The organism is Akkermansiaceae bacterium (assembly GCA_019634595.1).
Classification (GTDB): Bacteria; Verrucomicrobiota; Verrucomicrobiia; order Verrucomicrobiales; family Akkermansiaceae; genus Luteolibacter.
This window is the reverse complement of record JAHCBC010000002.1, coordinates 58,726-75,491: the sequence shown is the minus strand read 5'-3', so window position 1 is coordinate 75,491 and position 16,766 is coordinate 58,726. Positions and strand designations below refer to the sequence as shown.

General features: G+C 63.3%; 18 protein-coding genes and 1 other RNA gene. 12 read left to right on the top strand and 7 right to left on the bottom strand.

All coding sequences use genetic code 11. The features are described 5' to 3' along the window. The 4 genes from KF712_06040 to KF712_06025 all read left to right on the top strand — a co-directional run bounded on the left by KF712_06040 (position 1) and on the right by KF712_06025 (position 3,777). Positions 1-939 (top strand): TraB/GumN family protein, encoded by a 939-nt coding sequence (locus KF712_06040; GenBank protein ID MBX3740530.1) that lies wholly within the window; start codon positions 1-3, stop codon positions 937-939. A gap of 14 nt (positions 940-953) precedes the next feature. Then, on the top strand, positions 954-1,553 hold the full coding sequence (leuD, locus tag KF712_06035; GenBank protein ID MBX3740529.1) for a 3-isopropylmalate dehydratase small subunit: 600 nt from the start codon (positions 954-956) through the stop codon (positions 1,551-1,553). A 12-nt stretch (positions 1,554-1,565) separates the two neighbouring features. Further along, positions 1,566-2,315: a haloacid dehalogenase-like hydrolase gene (locus KF712_06030; GenBank protein MBX3740528.1), complete on the top strand. Its 750-nt coding sequence runs from the start codon at positions 1,566-1,568 to the stop codon at positions 2,313-2,315. Between the two features lie 67 nt (positions 2,316-2,382). Next, positions 2,383-3,777, top strand: coding sequence for a hypothetical protein (locus tag KF712_06025; protein MBX3740527.1), 1,395 nt, complete (start codon positions 2,383-2,385; stop codon positions 3,775-3,777). On the opposite strand, the gene KF712_06020 is transcribed toward KF712_06025, so the two are convergent. After that, positions 3,769-4,017: a hypothetical protein gene (locus KF712_06020; GenBank protein MBX3740526.1), complete on the bottom strand. Its 249-nt coding sequence runs from the start codon at positions 4,015-4,017 to the stop codon at positions 3,769-3,771. The genes KF712_06025 and KF712_06020 overlap by 9 nt on opposite strands. Positions 4,018-4,171: 154 nt before the next feature. On the opposite strand from KF712_06020, the gene KF712_06015 reads away from it, so the two are divergent. After that, positions 4,172-5,470 carry a C39 family peptidase gene (locus KF712_06015; protein MBX3740525.1) on the top strand — a complete coding sequence of 433 codons (1,299 nt, stop codon included), beginning with the start codon at positions 4,172-4,174 and terminating at the stop codon, positions 5,468-5,470. A 170-nt stretch (positions 5,471-5,640) separates the two neighbouring features. Here the strand turns inward: KF712_06015 and ffs are convergent. The 3 genes from ffs to pyrE all read right to left on the bottom strand — a co-directional run bounded on the left by ffs (position 5,641) and on the right by pyrE (position 7,473). Then, positions 5,641-5,734: signal recognition particle sRNA small type (gene ffs, locus KF712_06010), an RNA gene on the bottom strand. An 85-nt stretch (positions 5,735-5,819) separates the two neighbouring features. Then, complete coding sequence (locus tag KF712_06005; GenBank protein MBX3740524.1) at positions 5,820-6,875, bottom strand: hypothetical protein; 1,056 nt, start codon at positions 6,873-6,875, stop codon at positions 5,820-5,822. 31 nt (positions 6,876-6,906) lie between these two features. Further along, positions 6,907-7,473 carry an orotate phosphoribosyltransferase gene (gene pyrE / locus KF712_06000; GenBank protein ID MBX3740523.1) on the bottom strand — a complete coding sequence of 189 codons (567 nt, stop codon included), beginning with the start codon at positions 7,471-7,473 and terminating at the stop codon, positions 6,907-6,909. A 94-nt stretch (positions 7,474-7,567) separates the two neighbouring features. Here pyrE and KF712_05995 point away from each other — a divergent pair, with 94 nt between their 5' ends. From KF712_05995 to rsmI, 7 genes are all read left to right on the top strand, one after another. Next, positions 7,568-8,278, top strand: coding sequence for a MotA/TolQ/ExbB proton channel family protein (locus KF712_05995; protein ID MBX3740522.1), 711 nt, complete (start codon positions 7,568-7,570; stop codon positions 8,276-8,278). Beyond that, on the top strand, positions 8,275-8,712 hold the full coding sequence (locus tag KF712_05990; GenBank protein MBX3740521.1) for a biopolymer transporter ExbD: 438 nt from the start codon (positions 8,275-8,277) through the stop codon (positions 8,710-8,712). Before KF712_05995 ends, KF712_05990 begins: the two co-directional genes overlap by 4 nt. Beyond that, positions 8,709-9,506 (top strand): hypothetical protein, encoded by a 798-nt coding sequence (locus KF712_05985; GenBank protein MBX3740520.1) that lies wholly within the window; start codon positions 8,709-8,711, stop codon positions 9,504-9,506. Before KF712_05990 ends, KF712_05985 begins: the two co-directional genes overlap by 4 nt. Then, on the top strand, positions 9,487-9,726 hold the full coding sequence (locus tag KF712_05980; GenBank protein MBX3740519.1) for a hypothetical protein: 240 nt from the start codon (positions 9,487-9,489) through the stop codon (positions 9,724-9,726). Before KF712_05985 ends, KF712_05980 begins: the two co-directional genes overlap by 20 nt. Positions 9,727-9,782: 56 nt before the next feature. Next, a complete protein-coding gene (gene fabF / locus KF712_05975) occupies positions 9,783-11,030 on the top strand; it encodes a beta-ketoacyl-ACP synthase II (GenBank protein ID MBX3740518.1) in 1,248 nt (415 codons plus the stop codon). Next, a complete protein-coding gene (locus tag KF712_05970; GenBank protein MBX3740517.1) occupies positions 11,030-11,428 on the top strand; it encodes an acyl-CoA thioesterase in 399 nt (132 codons plus the stop codon). Before fabF ends, KF712_05970 begins: the two co-directional genes overlap by 1 nt. A gap of 99 nt (positions 11,429-11,527) precedes the next feature. Further along, positions 11,528-12,208, top strand: coding sequence for a 16S rRNA (cytidine(1402)-2'-O)-methyltransferase (rsmI, locus tag KF712_05965; protein MBX3740516.1), 681 nt, complete (start codon positions 11,528-11,530; stop codon positions 12,206-12,208). Positions 12,209-12,341: 133 nt separating this feature from the next. On the opposite strand, the gene KF712_05960 is transcribed toward rsmI, so the two are convergent. The 3 genes from KF712_05960 to xth all read right to left on the bottom strand — a co-directional run bounded on the left by KF712_05960 (position 12,342) and on the right by xth (position 16,762). Next, positions 12,342-13,604, bottom strand: coding sequence for a DUF1552 domain-containing protein (locus KF712_05960; GenBank protein MBX3740515.1), 1,263 nt, complete (start codon positions 13,602-13,604; stop codon positions 12,342-12,344). A gap of 4 nt (positions 13,605-13,608) precedes the next feature. After that, on the bottom strand, positions 13,609-15,939 hold the full coding sequence (locus KF712_05955; GenBank protein MBX3740514.1) for a DUF1592 domain-containing protein: 2,331 nt from the start codon (positions 15,937-15,939) through the stop codon (positions 13,609-13,611). Between the two features lie 64 nt (positions 15,940-16,003). Then, on the bottom strand, positions 16,004-16,762 hold the full coding sequence (xth, locus tag KF712_05950) for an exodeoxyribonuclease III (protein MBX3740513.1): 759 nt from the start codon (positions 16,760-16,762) through the stop codon (positions 16,004-16,006). Positions 16,763-16,766: the final 4 nt, after the last annotated feature.

Below are 16,766 nucleotides of genomic sequence, written 5' to 3'. Positions count from 1 at the left end.
ATGAAGCGTTTCCCATGGATCTGTCGCGCCGCCCTCGTCATCGCGGGCGGATTGCTGGCCCAGCCGCTTGCGGCGGAGGACAAGGGTCATCAGGCCAAGCCGCTGCTCTGGAAGATCGAGGGCAACGGTCTGGAGAAGCCTTCGTACCTCTTCGGGACCATCCACGTCTCCACTCCCGCCATCGCGAACCTGCACCCGGCGGCGGAGAAGGCCTTCGTTTCCTCTGAGATGGTCTACACCGAGATCCCGATGGATGCGGACAGCCAGTTGAAGATGATGCCGCTGCTGCTCCGGAAGGATGGCAAGACCCTTTCCGAGTCCATTGGCAAGGAGCTTTCCGCCGCCCTGAATGCGGAACTGAAGCTGATCAACCCCCAGCTTGACGCCACCCCCTTCCAGCCGTTGCAGACCTGGGCGGTGACCATGTCTCTGCCGGTCCTGAAGTATCAGATCATGGGCATGAAGGCCGTCGATCAGGTCATCTCCGAACGTGCCATCAAGGATGGGAAGGAAGTCCGTGCCATCGAGACCGCCGAGGAACAGTTGGGCCTCCTGGGCGGATTCAACGAGCAGGAGAACATCATCATCCTCAGGGAAACGCTCGCCCAACTGAAGGCGGACCGGGCGAAGGGCATCGACGGCATCGAAGCCATGCTCGTCGCCTACGCCGCGGGGGATGACGCGGAGCTCGAAAAGGAAATCGAGCGCATGAACCAGTCCATCGCCGAGAGCGAGCACAAGGAACTCGGCGAGCGATTCCTCAAGAAGGTTTTCGCCGACCGCAACCTCAGCATGGCCGCCACCATCGGCGGGCTTCTCGCAAAAGAAGGCGGCAAGGTCCATTTCTTCGCGGCCGGTTCCGGCCATTTCATCGGCAAGGACAACATCCGCGACCACCTGGCCAGGAAAGGCTACCGCATCACCCGCATCCAAGACTGATCCACTCAACTCCCATGGCCCTCGAACCCGTCAAACAAGTCACCGGCACCGGCGTTTTCATCCCCGGCGCGGACATCGACACCGACCGCATCATCCCGGCGCGTTTCATGAAGTGCGTCACCTTCGACGGACTCGGTGAATTCGCCTTCTACGACGTCCGCTATGACGAGCACGGCAACAAGACGAACCACCCGCTGAACGACTCCCGTTTCGAAGGTGCCTCCATCCTGGTGGCCGGTGTGAACTTCGGCTGCGGCTCCTCCCGTGAGCACGCCCCGCAGTCCCTGCGGAAGTATGGCTTCAACGGCGTCATCGCGGAGTCCTTCGCGGAGATTTTCTACGGCAACTCGACCGGCCTGGCCATGCCCTGCGTGATGGCCGCCGCCGCCGACATCACCGCGCTCGCCGCCGCCATCGAAGCCGACCCGAAGGTCGCTGTCACCATCGATGTAGAGGCCCTCAAGGTCCGCACCTCCGGTGGTCTGGAGTTTTCCGTGACCATGCCTGACTCGTTCCGCGAGGCACTGGTGTCCGGACGCTGGGATCCCATCCAGGAGCTGCTCGACAACGACGCCGCCATCGACGCGAAGGCGAAGGAGCTCCACTACGTCTAACAGACGCACGTTTTGATCCTCCCTCCCGAGCCACCTCCGGGCATCGCCCTGTTCGATCTCGATGGGACGCTCATCCCTTGGGACTGCCAGCTCCTGTTCCGCCACCATGTGGTCCGGCATGAGCCATGGCGACGGGCCTACCTGCCCGTTTTCCTGGGGCTGCTCCCGCTCTATTCCATCCTGAAGACGGAGGGAATGAAGCGGGTGTTCCTCAGCTACCTGCGGGGCATGCCTCCTGAAAAGGTGGCGGAGCATTCCAAGAGTTTCGCCGCTTCGGTGATGCCCGCGATCTATCCCGGACTGCGGGAGGAGATCGAACGCCACCGCCGGGCCGGGTACCTGCTGGTGCTCACCTCGGCCAGCCCGGAGTTCTATGTCTCGGAGATCGGGCGCTTGCTCGGGTTCGACCTCGTGCTTGGTACTGTGGTGACGCCCGGTGAACTGTTCCCCGATCTGGAGAACCACAAGGGCGCGGCGAAAGTCGCGCGCCTGCGGGTGCTGCTGCCTGCCTCGTACTTCGATGGTCCGCAACTGCGGAACTGCCACGGCTACACGGACAGCACCGCGGACCTGCCGATGCTGGGACTCTGCCAGCACGCGACGTTGGTGAATCCGAAGCCGGAACTGCTGGAGATCGGCACCCGGCATGGCTGGCAGGTCGTCCGTCCCGTCCGTCCATGGAAGTCGAAGGCGGATTTCATCCGGCGATCGCTGAAGCTCCTTTTCGGCATCGGCGCGGATCCCGGCGGGTTGCGGGGCTAGCGGGAATGCCCTTGGCTGCCTTTGGGTTATACCATTGACATGCCGGTCCCCTGAAATAGGAAAGGTCATGGGTTGGAAACTCGGAAACGGGATGTCATCCGCGCTGCTGCTCGCGGGCGGATGGATGGTCATTTCCTCTCCGCTCCATGGGCAGGAGCCGCTGGAGGAGATCCGGAAAACGGCGGCCACCCAGGTGGAGGAGTCCGAACTCAGCGCCCTTTTCAAGGAGGCGGAGCTTTCCACCCGCTATCTCGCGGCGCTCGATGCCTTGGAAAAGAAGCTCGCCGCGGAGGGCAACCTCGACCTCATCGTCCGTCTGAGGGAGGAACGGGACGCGATCAAGGAATCCGGCACACCCACCGCCCATGCGGACAAGGAGCTGGTGGAACTGAGGGGGAAATACCTGGCGGCGCGCAAAGTCATCCACGGGGAGCTTGCCGCGGCCAACGCGAAGGTGGCGGAGGAGGTCACCCGGAAAATACGCGCGGAGGAGCTGGTGCTGACCAAGGCCGGGAAAGTGGATGATGCCCTGGCACTGCGGAAGGAAGGCGAAAGATTGCTGCTTGAGCTGGTGCCGGACACCTCGTCAGCGGCGGACATTCCTTTCGGCGAAGATCCCAAGGCGGCGGGTCCGCTGGAACTGAAGGAGCTGCCCGCCATCACGGTCCCCGGCGATCAGCCGCCGGTGAATGCCAACATTTTTTCGACCAAGGGCCGCTGGCTTGAATCCGTGACGGTTCCCGCCATGAAGCAACGGATCCGTGAGCGGATCATCATCGGGGACCGCAGCGCGAAGTCCGCGTCGGTCGTGGTGGTTGCGCCCGGAAATGTCTGGTCCTCGGTGGATGGTGCCAGCGTGGAGCTTACAGCCGGTCGGTTGGTGGCCAACCGGGCGCGTTTTGAGAAGCTGACCTTTCTGGCGGATCTCAACTGCATCTATCATTTCACCAACTCCACGCTGGAGGATTGCGGGATCCGCAAGGGCGGGAACCGGGTCGGCCCGGACCACGCGGCGAAGTTCCATTTCGACCGTTGCCTGGTGAAGGGGAGCCTCGCGGGTTTCCTCAACATCGACCACCATGGTGTCCGCGCGCAGTCCACCGTCTTCCAGGGCATCGAGCTGCCGGGCGTGGATTTCAAGAGCAAGCAACCGGCCAGCTTCGCGAACCATCCGTGGATGCGGATCGTGAACTGCCGCTTCGTCAACTGCACCATACCCGCCAGTTTCCTCACCCTCACCCGTGACTGTATTTTCGAAGGCTGCACGTTCGTCGATGACAAGAACCCCATGGACGATGCGAAGATCACCAGACCGATGGAGATCCCACTCTACGTCAGCAACTGCAAGTCGCGGATCTCGAAGCTGTCACCCCATCTGAAGTTTGTTGAAAAGCCCGCGGCGGAACTGAAAGGGGTGGCGATCCCGACGCTGGAGTCGATCTCCTCCATGGTGTCACCCTGAAATTCCAGGAGCACGCCGTGAAAATCCCTTCCGTCGCTCCTCCCCTTGCAGGTCCCCGCTCCCGATCAGACGATGTGCAGGGGTGAAACCCTTCTTCTCGTGGTGGCGGATCTGGCGGCTGCCCTCACGCCGCTTGCTCTCCTGCATCATCGTCACGCAGAAGAGGTTGCGCCACCGGCTCCACAGCTTGGTCTCCCAGCGGGCCTTCCGGCCTGTCAGCCGCGCATACCTCGCCCGCATCTCCTGGTGTATTCCTCGGTGCTCTTTTCGGTCATGCCCATGGCTCGCGCCATGGTGTCCCCAATTATGAGGCAACACGTGCCCTGTTCGTGGAATAGGGTTGCATTTCAACGGGTGAAAAATATGTGATGATCCAGTTCCCGATCAAACCGCCATGGCAATCCCCCTTTTCTCCTATCTGCGGATCGTCCTTTATGCAATGGGCCTTGCCTGTGCGCCCATGGTGCACGCACAGGTCGGTGAAAATCTTGAAGTGGATCAAACGGACACGGATCTCGTTTCCGTGTTGCTTGCCCCTTCGGTATGGGAAGGCGCCCAGGAAGTTCCCGGGAAATGGGTGACGATCAGCAACCAGGGCGACAAGAAGACCTGTGAACTGAAGTCCATGGGCAGGTTCTTCGGTGCGCGCCCCCAACAGGTGCTGGCATACTATCAGGCGGACAAGCTGGTAAGGATGGACGTGACGTATCTGGAGACGGGTAATGTTTTCGGATACCGGAAGTCCCGCGAAGACGCCTATGTCCGGGACAAACTCTCAGAGAAGGAGGTGAGGGAAATGAAGGACAAGGAGGATCTGGAGGCGGCGGGGCGGAAACAGGAGTTTGAAAAACTTTTCGGGGATCTCGAAAAATCGATCCCGATGGCGTTGGAAGCGTTCTGCGGCGCTCCTGGAAAGAAGGTCAGCATCGGCCGCGACCGCATGCTGAAGGTCCGTGCCACGGAGTTCGTCAGCCCCTCGCTGCGTTTCCGGTTTTCAGCCGAGGAAGACCAGCTGATCTTGCTCGCCATCATACCCGCTGAGGTGACGGGCAACAAGCTCGTCACCCAGACAGGATCCGACCGGCGGCGGGACATCAAGGCCGGGCCGGAAAAGCTTCCGAACGGGGATGTGGTGATCCGGAACATCCCGATGGTGAACCAGGGCAGCCGCGGCTACTGCGCGATGGGAACCTTGGCGATGATCATGCAGTATTACTCGGTCAACGTGAATATCGACCAGCTTGCCGCCGCCGCAGGCTATCAGGAAGGCAGCGTGGAACACGCGAGTATCGTCCCGATATACGAGTCTGCCGCGAAGGAGGGGAAACTGAAACTGCAGGTCGTGACGCCTCCGCTGAAGGCCCGGCAACTGATCAAGGAGGTGGACAGAGGCCAGCCGGTGCTGATCTGGCGTTACTTCAGCCGTGAACGGGATGAGGTGCACAGTGATTTCGCCGAGACTTTCGCGACGGATCCGTCCGCGGTGCTTCCCGATCCCAAAAAGGACAAGGAAGAGGAAGAGCGGTGGGCAGGCAGAAGCAACGGGGGCCATGCATCCATCGTCACCGGCTACAACCGCGAGCGGGGTGAGATCCTCTTCACCGAGAGTTGGGGCGAGAACAAGCGCAACCGGCGGATGAGGGTGGAGGAAATGGAGCACTCCGGTTATCTCTATTTCCTGTTCGAGCCTTGAGAGACACGTAGAGCGAGGAAGCTCGCGCGGGTCCCCTCTGGACCGTGGCAAACCGGTCCTCAATGGCTGCCGTATGGATTGAAGCATATCGGTCCACTGGCCGTGGCGGTCGCATGCGGAACGGTCGGCCGGCTGCCGGAGGCTCCTCTGAAGAGAGATGAGAGAAAAGTGCTGCCAGGGAATCCGCGGCAAGCCCGGACAAACTACCGTTGCTCCGATCAAGGCCTGGCGGGGTTCGCTTGCCGGACCTCTGCGGCCCCTGACAGCGGGGAGAGGAAAGCCGAGCCTTCCTTCCACCGCAAATGAATTTTTAGCGATGGCAGAGGTTCCATGGGTATGTCGGAGATATTCAGTCCGCGTTGGGGAGGGAGATCCGTGTGAAGAAAATCCCCGTGCGTCCCGCTTTGTCCGGAGTGTTCGAGGTAACGGCGATCCACGTTCCGAGAGGCAACTTCCCGGTGAATCTGAATTCGTATTTCTCCAAGGGTAGGCCGGGGCCTGGTATGGGTGCCAGTTCGGCCACGCACGTGAGTTCGGTTTCGCCCGCATCGCCCGGAAATTTGAGATCTCCGGAGAAAAGCGTCATGTTGGTGGCCGTCACCTTGTCCGCCTGGTAATCATTCGCCGGATCCTCCCAAGCACCCTTGCGATGGCGGAAAAATGGGCCGCTGGTCGGGTCGTGCGCGCTGGATCCTGCCCTGATTCTGAAGAAATCCGATGACTGCGCGGACTTCCGCAATTCCGTCACCTTCAGCCGCAGCCGCTCCTGGTCCATTCCGGTGATCGCGTCGCGCTCTTGCGGCCCGGCGATCAGGAACAGTCCTTCCGCCCAATAAAGGCGGGTGGCGGGATCCGGGGCCGGAGTGGTTGCGGCGGAATGCCGGAAGAGCGAGATGACAACCTGGTTTCCGTAGCTGGTTTCATCCATGATCTGCCATGTCGGCGAAGGCAACGTGGTGATGGTCATGGCCTCCAGCTCGAAGCGGTTGAGGCCGAAATCCCTGCTTCCCGGAGGCAGGGAGAACTTGCTCCATCCGTACTCCACCCTGCTTTTATGAAGGGAGGCGATTATGCGAATCTGATGCTCCCAACCCTTGTTGGATGCCCGTATGCCATTCTGCGGAGCGTTGTATGTGTCCCAGCCCGGTGAAGTGAACACGAATTCCCGTGGCTGTTCGGAGGAGATCTCCCAGTCATCCTTGCGAAACCGGTCGAGCTCCTCGATCTGCTTCCCTGCCGTCAGGCGGTCATATGCTTTCTCAAACGCCTCGTCGGTGAGCTTTCCGCCGTTGAGGTTGGCCCGCATGGCGTTGGCGATCTCCGGGCTGCATGAGAGGAGCCGGACTTCCGCGACATCGCCTGCGGCGAGGCAAACGGACAGCAGGAGAAAGGCCGCGGCTTTCATGGGAGGCGTTTGCTTGGGAAGATTTGCCGTATCAGCCCAGCAGCGTGCTGCGGCTGAAGAGCGGGATGACGTGGATGCCGCGGGCTTCGATGGCTTCGCGACCGCCTTCCTCCCGGTCCACCAGGACGATGGCGAAGGCGACCTTTCCGCCCTCCCGCTCGATGACGTCGATGGCCTTCAGGGTGGAGCCGCCGGTGGTGATGACGTCATCCACGACGATCACGGTGTCTCCGGACTTGAAGTTGCCCTCGATCTGTTTGCCCGCGCCGTGGCCCTTCGGCTCCTTGCGCACGGTGAAGACCTGGAGCGCCTCCTCCGGGTGGGACCTGGCGGAGGCCATGCCGATGGCGAGGGAGATGGGGTCCGCGCCGAGGGTCATGCCACCGATGGCGGCGATGTTGAGGTGCTCCGAGTGGATCTTCGAGCGGACGGCCTGCCAGCCGAGTTCGCCGATGAGGTTCGCGCCGAAGGGGTCCATGGCGGTGACGCGGCAGTCGATGTAGAGGTCGCTCTGCTTTCCGGAGGCGAGCGTGAAGGTCCCGGTGCGGACGGATTTTTCGAGGAGGAGGGCTTTGAGGGCGGCGGTGGAGGCGTGCATGGCGGGGCTGATGCTGGAAACGGGAGGGCGCGGAGGCAAGCGCGGGGTTTTGCTCTGGTCACGGGGACGGGCGGAGGGGTATTTTCCGGGCCGGATGATCTTGGGACAGTTGATGGAACCTTCGGGATTGATCGAGCAGGGCGGCCCACTCGTATGGGTGCTGCTGGGCCTCGGATTCATCGGCGGCGTCTGCATCGTGGAACGGTTGTTTTTCTTCCACCGGGCGAGGATCAACGTGGGTGACCTGCTGGTGGGGCTGTCCCACCATGTGCGGCGGCGTGCCTTCGCGGAGGCGCTGCATGAGGCGGCCCGCGCGCCGGGGCCGGTGGCGCGGGTGGCGCACGCCTCGTTGCTGCGCTACTACCTGAACCGTGCGGAACTGCGCGAGGTGGCGCGGGAGGCGGGCCAACTGGAGGTCCCCCGGATCGAGAAAAACATCCGCGCCATCCTGGGTGCGGCATTGCTGGCACCTTTGGTGGGCATGCTGGGCACCCTGCTGGGCATGGTGGAGATTTTCCAACGGGTGAGCGAGCACGGTGGTGTCACGGGTCCGGCGGAGCTTTCCAGCGGAGCGTTCACCGCTCTCATCACCTCGGTGGTGGGTCTGGCCACGGCCATCCCGCTCTATCTCTTTTATCTCTACTTCCTGGGCCGGGCGACCCGGCTGGTCCACCGGCTGGAGCGCACCGGCATCGAGATGGTGAACATGATCGCGGACGCGCGGGAGGAAGAGGAATTCCACCCGTTCCAGGGTGAGGTCAGTTCCGGGAAGAAAACGAAGGTGAAACCGAAGCCGGTGCCATGAAGCTGGAGATGACGCTGCCAGAGCGCCCCGGCTTCCTGCATGCGGTGCCGGTGCTGAATCTTTTCGCGCTGCTGCTGCTGTTCCTGCTGCTCGGCCCGTCCTTCGTGATGCACTCCGGGATTTCCGTGGAGATGCCGCCGTCCCGGTTCCAGATGGAGAGGTTCCGGGATTCCCTGGTTGTCACGCTGGGGCCGGGCCGCCTCCACCTGGGGAGAGACTCCATGACGCTGCCGGACCTGCTGGAGCGGCTGGATGAGATCCACGGCCAGGACGGCATCGCGAAGACCATCGTGCTGATGCAGACGGATGCGGGGACCCCGGTGGGCGTGGAGCGGGAGGTCACGGAGGCCATCCTCGCGAAGGGCTTCCGGATCGCCTATGTCGGTCAGGCCGTCCCGAGCGCGGCGCAACCCCTCGACAAGCCGGCGGAATGAAAAGTCCGGCGGTCATGGTGAGGGATCGCCTGCACGCCACCCGGCGTTGGATTTTCCGCTGGCGGGGGCTGGACGGCACTCCCCTGCGGGGATTTCTCGCGCTGCTCATCACCGGCGGCCTGTTCGCGTTGTTCGCCGCGACGGTGAGGATCCGCGTGAGCGCGCCGCAGCAATGGGTGGAGAAAAAAGCCTCCATCATCCACCTGCCGGCGGACGGTGCGGGGAGGATGTGGGCGCAGCGGGCGCAGGAAAGCGGGCCGTATCCCGCCCGCTTCGATGTGGGTGCCTGGGGAAAGGATGCCGGGTTGGAGGACTCCCTCATCAGCGCCACGCGCCTGTCCATCGGCGGGTATGAGCCGAAATTGAAGGAACTCCCTGCCCGGGAAGAGGTGCTGCCTGTCCCGCTGGCTGACAGGCATGAGCGGGTTTTCCCGAAGCATCCCGTGAAATCCGGCCCGGCTGCCCCGCCGGTGGCATCGGTCCCGGTTCCGGTTCTCCATCCACGGTCCGGCATCACCTCGGAGGAGCTTCCCGCCATCCTGCCCGTGTTCGATCCTGCCGGGATGAAGGCGACCGCCGCGGCGTCCGCACCGCGGGAGTTCCTGCTGGAACTGGACCAGGACGGCAGGGTGCTGTCCTGCACGGATCTGTCCGGGGATGATGAGGCCCCGGTCATCCGCAACTGGTTGATGAAGATCAATTTCGGCCCTGCCGTCGCCGCAAAGTCCCCGGTTCTGGCTGTGGCGGTGGGATTCACCAATATCGCTGTTCCGGATGGACCTGACCCTCGCTGACTTCGTTCTCTTCCTGCTGTTGGGGACATCCGGCCTGGTCGTGGTTTTTTCCATGATCTCCCGCACGCTGCACAACCGTGCGGAGGCGCGGGCGCTGGCCCGCCGGGTGATCTGCCGCCTCTGCCTCCATGCGTTCGAAACCCAGGAGCGCGGGAAGGTGGTGGACTGCCCCCACTGCGGTGCGGCGAACGAGCGCGGCCGCAGCCGCCGTCTGGGATGAGCGGAGATGAGGGCTTGCGCCCATCCGCCGCAGCGGCCAAAGTTGCCCGACAAACTATGAGCGAACGACGCGTCGTCATCACCGGAATCGGCTGTCTCAGCCCGCTTGGCAATGATCTTGAGTCCACCTGGGATGGGCTGAAAAACGGCCGCAGCGGCATCAAGCGCATCGCGCAGATCGATCCGGAGCCGTTCGAGTGCAAGATCGCGGGTGAGGTCAGGGACTTCAACGCGGACGGCTATTTCAAGGTGCCGAAGGACGCCCGTCGCTCCGACCGCTATGTGCAGTATGCAGTGGCCGCCGCGAAGATGGCCATGGATGACTCCGGCGTGGACGTGGAGAAGATCGACCGCCGCCGCTTCGGCGTGATGGTCGGCAGCGGTATCGGCGGCCTTTCCACCCTTGAGCGTGAGCACGGCACCTACATCGCCAAGGGACCGAAGCGGGTTTCCCCGTTCACCATCCCGATGATGATTTCCAACATCGCCAGCGGCATCATCTCCATGGAGCACGGCCTGCTCGGGCCGAACATGGTCATCGTCACCGCCTGCGCGACTTCCAACCACAACATTGGTGAGGCCTGGCGCATCATCAAATTCGGCGATGCGGACGCCTTCCTCTGCGGTGGCGCGGAAGCCGCCGTCCTGCCGATGGGTCTTGCCGGTTTCTCGAACATGAAGGCGCTCAGCACCCGCAACGACGAGCCGGAGCGCGCCTCCCGCCCGTTCGATGTGGACCGCGACGGCTTCGTCATGGGTGAAGGTGCCGCCGTCCTTGTCATCGAGGAACTGGAGCACGCGAAGAAGCGCGGTGCGAAGATCTACGCGGAGCTGACCGGCTACGGCATCAGCGCGGACGCCCACCACCTCAGTGCGCCGACTCCGGACGGATCCGGCCCGGCCTACGCCATGCAGATGGCCATGAACCACGCCAAGGTGAACCCGACGGACGTGCAGTATCTCAACGCCCACGCGACCTCCACCGGCCTCGGTGACATCGCGGAAACGAAGGCGATCAAGCTGGCCTTCGGCGACTACGCGAAGAACGGCCTGGCCGTGAGCGCGACGAAGTCGATGACCGGCCACATGCTCGGTGCGGCGGGCGGCATCGAGCTCATCGCCTGCATCAAGGCCATCCAGGAAAGCGTCATCCCGCCGACCATCAACGTGGAGAACCAGGACCCGGAGTGCGATCTGGACGTCGTCCCGAATGTCGCCCGCGAGACCCCGGTGACGGTGGCCCTCAGCAACGGCTTCGGCTTCGGCGGCCACAACGCCGCCGTGCTCGTCCGGAAATTCGAGTGATGGAAAACCCGCGGCACCGCCAGACGCTCGAAGTCGCCTTCGGGGATACGGATGCCAGTGGGTGGGTCCATTTCCCGAACATCTTCCGCTACGTGGAGATCGCGGAACACACGTTCCTCAGTTCCCGTGGCATCATCGTCTTCGCACGCGACGGCGGCGGCTGGCCGCGGGCGAGCGTCTCCGCGGACTTCAAGCGTCCGCTGCAACTGGGTGACCGCATCGAGGTGTTGCTCGGGATTTCCCGTGTCGGTGGTGCGTCCGTGACCTGGGAGTTCGAAATCATCGGCAAGGACGGGGAGCTTTCCGCATCCGGCGGCATGACCACTGTCAGGGTGGGTCCGGATGGAAAACCGAGGATCCTTTCCGAGGATGAACGCGGGAAGCTGGAGAATCATTGAACTTTCAACCGCAGATGAACACAGATGGACGCAGATAAGAAATTTGGAGCAGTCTCCTTATTCACGTTCATCTGCGTTCATCTGCGGCTTTTCTAAAATATGGAAACCGGCCGCGTCATCCTTGTCCCCACGCCCATCGGCAATCTTGCCGACATCACGCTGCGCGCGCTGGAGATCCTGAAATCCTGCGACCGCATCGCGTGCGAGGACACCCGGCATTCCGCTCCGCTGCTCGCGCACCATGGCATTTCAGGAAAGCCGCTCGTCGCCCTGCATGAGCACAACGAGGCCCGCCGCGCTCCCGAGTTGGTCGCTGCGGCGAAGGCCGGTGAGATCATCGCGGTGATCAGTGATGCGGGCATGCCCGGCATCTCGGACCCGGGCTACCGCTTGGTGCAGGCGTGTCTGGAGAATGAAGTGCCCATCGAGGTGCTGCCCGGTCCGTCCGCGGTCATCACCGCGCTCATCGGCTCCGGGTTTCCATGCCATGCCTTCCGTTTTGGCGGGTTCCTTTCGGTGAAGTCCGGCAAGCGCCGTTCCGCCCTGTCCGCCGCGCTGGAGTCAGGGGAGACGGGCATCTTTTTCGAGTCGCCGCACCGCATCGTCTCCACGCTGGAGATCCTGGCGGAGATCGACCCGGAGGCGCGGACCTGCGTCGCGCGGGAACTGACGAAGAAATTCGAGACGTATCACCGCGGTACCGCTGCGGAAGTACTCGCTCATTTCAAGGCCCATCCGCCGAAGGGTGAGATCGTGCTGTTGGTTCACTGCAAGGAGTAAGGAGGACGGACACTCCTGTCCGTCGGCGGCATTGGCGGATCTCCTGAAGAGTGGATCTGCACCGATGTGCCTTTGGCTGCGTGGTCCGGTTGCAGCCGGTGGACAAGAGTGTCCACCCTCCTTACTGGGGGCCTCACGCCATCTCCAGGCCGCGCATCGTTCCACTGTGGCCGCCGAAGCTGTCCTTCTGGACGCCGGCGCGCTGCATCATGGTGATGAAAAGATTCGAGAGCGGGTAGTTGTTCTTCGTGTCGAAGCCTAGGTGCTGGCCGTGCTTGTAGCCGCCGCCCGCCAGCAGCAGCGGGAGGTTGTTCGTCTGGTGGCCGCTGGCATTGCCCAGGTTGCTGCCCAGCAGCACCTGGGTGCGCTCCAGCAGGTTGGAGTCGCCTTCGCGGAAGTTGCGGAGCTGGGTGAGGAAATCGAAGAACACCTTCATCGTCGCGCGCTCGACGATCTCCAGTTGCTTCAGTCGGTCCGCATTCTTTCCGTGGTGGGAAAGCGTGTGGTAGCCCTGCGCCACGCCCTCGATTTTCGGCACGGTGCCGATGGCGGTGCCGCCCAGCGTCAGCACGCGGGTGGAGTCCGTCTGGATGGCCAGGCGCATGACGTCGAAGTAGGAGCGGTAGGCGGCCACCACGTCCTCGGCCTCGAACTTGCCCGGCGGCTTCTCGTCCACCTGTGGTTTCGGTGTCTTTTCCCAGGCACCGGCTTTTTCGAGCCGTTGCTCCGTCTCCCGGACAGCGGTGAAGTATTGGTCGAGTTTTTCCCGGTCCGCCTGGCTGGCGTGCCGCTCGATGGTCTTGGCCTCCTCCATGACCAGATCCATCACGCTGCGGCCATCGCGCAGGTCCGCCTCACGGGAAGCGATCTCCTGCGGCGTGCCGGACATGAACAGGCGGCGGTAGGCGGTCCCCGGCATGCCGATGCGCGGGACGACGACGCCGTTTTCTGAAACGGCCAGGCTGTGCTCGCCCAGGGTGATCGACGAAAACCGGGTTTCCGCACCGATGGCCTTGGCGATCACCTGATCGACGGAGACGGAGTTCTTGAAACTCCGCGCCGCAGGGTGGTGGGCGGCGGTGAGGAAGGACTTCTGGGTTTCATGCCCGCCATCGACGCCCGGGTGGCTCACGCCGGAAAAAACGGTGAACTGGTCCTGCAGCGTGCCACCGATCTTCAGGTAGGGGCTGGGGTCATAGCCAGCGCCCGCTTTCTCCGGGAAGAAGTTCTCCGACAGGAAGCCGAGCGGGATGTTGATGGCGATGAACCTGCGGGGAACGGACTGCGCCGCGGCGGCCCGGGCGGAGAGCGGCATCATCGCTTCCAGGAACGGCAGCGCGAGCGAGATACCGGTGCCACGGAGAAAGGTGCGGCGGGAGAGTCGTGCTTGTTTCATGGCATCAACGGTTGGAGAAGGTTTCGCTGGAGACGATGAGGTGGACGAGGGTGCGCAGGCCGTCACCTTTCGCGGAGGACTCATTCATGATCCGGGCAACGGCGGGCCGGTCGGAGAATCCGAGTTCCCGGCCGAGGCCGTAGGTCATGAGCTTCTGCGTGAGACAACGCCTGAAATCATCCCTGCCTGTCGCGAGCAGCAGCTTTTTGAATCCGGCGATGCCGGAAAAGGTGCGTCCGTCCGTGAGCACGCCGCTGGCATCCACCGCCAGGCCGTTCACCAGCTTGCCCTTTTCCTTTTCCCCTTCGCCCGCCTCGTAGTTCACGTAGTGGGTTCGGAACGCGCCCGTGGGGTCGAAGTCCTCCAGCGCGAATCCGGGCGGGTCGATGTGCTGGTGACAGGACGCGCAGCTCGAGTCCTCCCGGTGCTTTTCCAGCAACTGGCGCATGGTCGTCGCGCCGCGGATGTCCGGCTCGATGCCATTGATGTTCGGTGGCGGCGGCGGGGACGGGCGGCCGAGGATGCTTTCCAGCACCCATGCCCCGCGGACGACGGGAGAAGTGTAGCTGCCGTTGGAGGTGACCTTCAGCACGCTGGCTTGGGTCAGCACTCCGCCGCGCACGCTGTCCTTCGGCAGCCGCACCGGGCGCAGGGCCATGCCCTCCACGCCGGGGATGCCGTAGTGCTGCGCGAGGCGGCCGTTGAGGATGGCGAACTGGGAGTCGATGAAGTTCACCATCGGCAGGTCCCGGTTGAGGATCTCCCGGAAGAAGGTGCGGCTTTCCTCCACCATCGAGTATTGGAGGAGGTCATCGTAGTCCGGATAAACCTTCGCGTCCGGGGTGGTGGCATTGATTTCCCGGAGGTGCAGCCATTGGCCGGTGAAGTTGCGGATGAACTGCTCCGACCGCTCGTCCGCCAGCAGGCGCTCCACCTGGGCGTGCAGCACCTTCGGGTCGCGGAGCTTGTTGGTGGCGGCCAGCTCCAGCAGCTCCGCATCCGGCATGGAACTCCAGAGGAAGTAGGACAGCCTGGAGGCGAGTTCCGTATCCGCCACGCGGGTCTCCCCGGGCCGCACGTCCTCACGCAGGTAGAGGAAATTCGGCGAACAAAGGACGGCCAGCATCCCGGCGCGCAGGCTTTCGATGAACGTCGCGCCGGATTCCATCCGTGCGGAAACCAGCGCGTGATAGCGGTCCGTCTCACCCGGTTGCAGCGGCCTGCGGAAGGCACGGGCCATGAATTTCTCCAGCACGGGCAGCGCATCCGGAGCGGTCGCCTTGGTGACATCCAGCTTGCCCAGCACCCGCGTGTAAGGTTCCGGCGGCCAAGCGGGGACGAGCGGGCCGGTCATCTCCACCTTGCCGAAGGCGATGCCGGGGTTGGTCGCTCCCTTTGCCTTGTCCGGCAGGTAGGGCAGGCCCATGGCGAAGAACTGGATGGGCGAGTAGGCACCCATATCCATCTCGAACTCGAAGGTCTTCAACTGCGGACCGACTTCCAGGTAGCCGGGATTCCCGCTGCCGCTGGCGGAGCCATAGTTGCGGATGGCGAAGACGAGATCCTTGGTCGTGTTGAGCGCCTTTGCCTGGAACTTGAACCGGTAGTGGCCCGCCTTCTTCGTCACGTTCTGCCGGGTGGCGACCTGGGAGTAGGTCCCGCGTTCCGTCCGGAAAGTTGCGGCCATCCCATCGACGATGGCGTAGCTGTTGGTGGGATATTTCGTGATGTGTTCCAGCAGCTCCGGTGCGGGATCCACCACCACCTTGTGGGTCACCGGCTTCTCTCCCGGTTTCAGTGCCTGGTCCAGTGCCACGGACGCGGCGGTGAGGTAGGCCTCCATCTGGTCGGCGGAAATGGCGAGCGCCTTGCCGTTGTTGTCGAAGCCGCCCGCTTTCTGGTCCTCCGGCAGCGTGCCGGAGAAATCCCGGTCCACGCCCAGCAGGTCGCGGATCGTGTTCCGGTATTCGGCCCGGTTGAGGCGGCGGAGATACACCTCGCGCTGTTGCTGGTCCGCCTGGGCGAGCCGCGGCTCGATCCATTTGAGCAGCCCCTGGATCTCTTCCGGTTCCGGGCGGTTCTTCCGCTTCTTCGGCGGCATCTCGCCGGACTTCACCCGGTCATAGATGCTCGTCCACAGGTCCGTGTGTCCGGCCATGTCCGGGCCGATCTTCGTCAGGTCCAGCCCACCTTCCTTTGTGTCCGCATCATGGCAATCCGTGCAGCGGTTTGCGAAAAATTCCGAGGCGCGTTCCGTGAAGCCGCCATCGTCCGCCGCATGGGAGCTGGCGGCGCAGAGCAGGGAGAACGCAAGGATGGTACGCGGGAACGGCATGTCGCAGGGCCACCGGATACGTGGGTTTTCCGGCGTTTTTGCAAAACTGCCCGATGCGGCGGGATCAGGCAAGGGTGATCCCGACCGGACAATGGTCGGAACCGGTGACCTCAGGCATGATGACCGCGTCCTTCACGCGATCCATGAATGGCTGCGAAACACCGAAGTAGTCGATCCTCCAGCCGACGTTCCGCGAGCGCGCGCCGCCACGGAACGACCACCAGGAATAGGCCTCCCGCTTGTCCGGGTAAAGGTGGCGGAAGGTATCGGTGAAGCCCGCGCCGAGCAGTTCGCCGAAGCTGGCCCGTTCCTCGTCGGAGAAGCCTGCGGAAAGGCGGTTCTCTTTTGGCCGGGCGATGTCGATCTCCTGGTGGGCGACGTTCAGGTCACCGCAGAAGATGACCGGCTTCGTCTTCGCCAGTCCGGAGACATGGCGGCGGAAGGCGAGGTCCCAGGTGAGGCGGTAGGGCAGGCGGCGCAGGCCGTCCTGGGAGTTGGGCGTATAGACATTCACCAGGTGGAAGTCCGGATACTCCAGCGTCAGCACGCGGCCTTCCTTGTCATGTTCGTCCATGCCCAGGCCCATGCGGACGTCGAGCGGTTGCTCCCGGGTGAAGACGGCCACGCCGGAGTAGCCCGGCTTCTGCGCCACATCCCAGAAGCCATGGTAGCCTTCCAGCTCCGGTGGCAGGGTGACCTGCTCCGGCCGTGCCTTGGTTTCCTGCAGGCAGAGGATGTCCGGTTTCGAGGCGGTGACGAAGTCGCCGAAGCCCTTGCCCAGCGTGGCGCGGATGCCGTTCACATTCCAGGAGATCAATTTCATCTAC

Bases quoted from the DNA above. Each gene is read 5' to 3' on its own strand.
- KF712_05955 (MBX3740514.1), bottom strand. From the start codon at position 15,939: ATGCCGTTCCCGCGTACCATCCTTGCGTTCTCCCTGCTCTGCGCCGCC.
- rsmI (MBX3740516.1), top strand. From the start codon at position 11,528: ATGGAAACCGGCCGCGTCATCCTTGTCCCCACGCCCATCGGCAATCTT.
- pyrE (MBX3740523.1), bottom strand. From the start codon at position 7,473: ATGCACGCCTCCACCGCCGCCCTCAAAGCCCTCCTCCTCGAAAAATCC.
- KF712_05970 (MBX3740517.1), top strand. From the start codon at position 11,030: ATGGAAAACCCGCGGCACCGCCAGACGCTCGAAGTCGCCTTCGGGGAT.
- KF712_05980 (MBX3740519.1), top strand. From the start codon at position 9,487: ATGGACCTGACCCTCGCTGACTTCGTTCTCTTCCTGCTGTTGGGGACA.
- KF712_05995 (MBX3740522.1), top strand. From the start codon at position 7,568: ATGATCTTGGGACAGTTGATGGAACCTTCGGGATTGATCGAGCAGGGC.
- KF712_06020 (MBX3740526.1), bottom strand. From the start codon at position 4,017: ATGCGGGCGAGGTATGCGCGGCTGACAGGCCGGAAGGCCCGCTGGGAG.
- KF712_05960 (MBX3740515.1), bottom strand. From the start codon at position 13,604: ATGAAACAAGCACGACTCTCCCGCCGCACCTTTCTCCGTGGCACCGGT.
- KF712_06040 (MBX3740530.1), top strand. From the start codon at position 1: ATGAAGCGTTTCCCATGGATCTGTCGCGCCGCCCTCGTCATCGCGGGC.
- fabF (MBX3740518.1), top strand. From the start codon at position 9,783: ATGAGCGAACGACGCGTCGTCATCACCGGAATCGGCTGTCTCAGCCCG.
- xth (MBX3740513.1), bottom strand. From the start codon at position 16,762: ATGAAATTGATCTCCTGGAATGTGAACGGCATCCGCGCCACGCTGGGC.
- KF712_05985 (MBX3740520.1), top strand. From the start codon at position 8,709: ATGAAAAGTCCGGCGGTCATGGTGAGGGATCGCCTGCACGCCACCCGG.
- KF712_05990 (MBX3740521.1), top strand. From the start codon at position 8,275: ATGAAGCTGGAGATGACGCTGCCAGAGCGCCCCGGCTTCCTGCATGCG.
- KF712_06025 (MBX3740527.1), top strand. From the start codon at position 2,383: ATGGGTTGGAAACTCGGAAACGGGATGTCATCCGCGCTGCTGCTCGCG.
- leuD (MBX3740529.1), top strand. From the start codon at position 954: ATGGCCCTCGAACCCGTCAAACAAGTCACCGGCACCGGCGTTTTCATC.
- KF712_06005 (MBX3740524.1), bottom strand. From the start codon at position 6,875: ATGAAAGCCGCGGCCTTTCTCCTGCTGTCCGTTTGCCTCGCCGCAGGC.
- KF712_06015 (MBX3740525.1), top strand. From the start codon at position 4,172: ATGGCAATCCCCCTTTTCTCCTATCTGCGGATCGTCCTTTATGCAATG.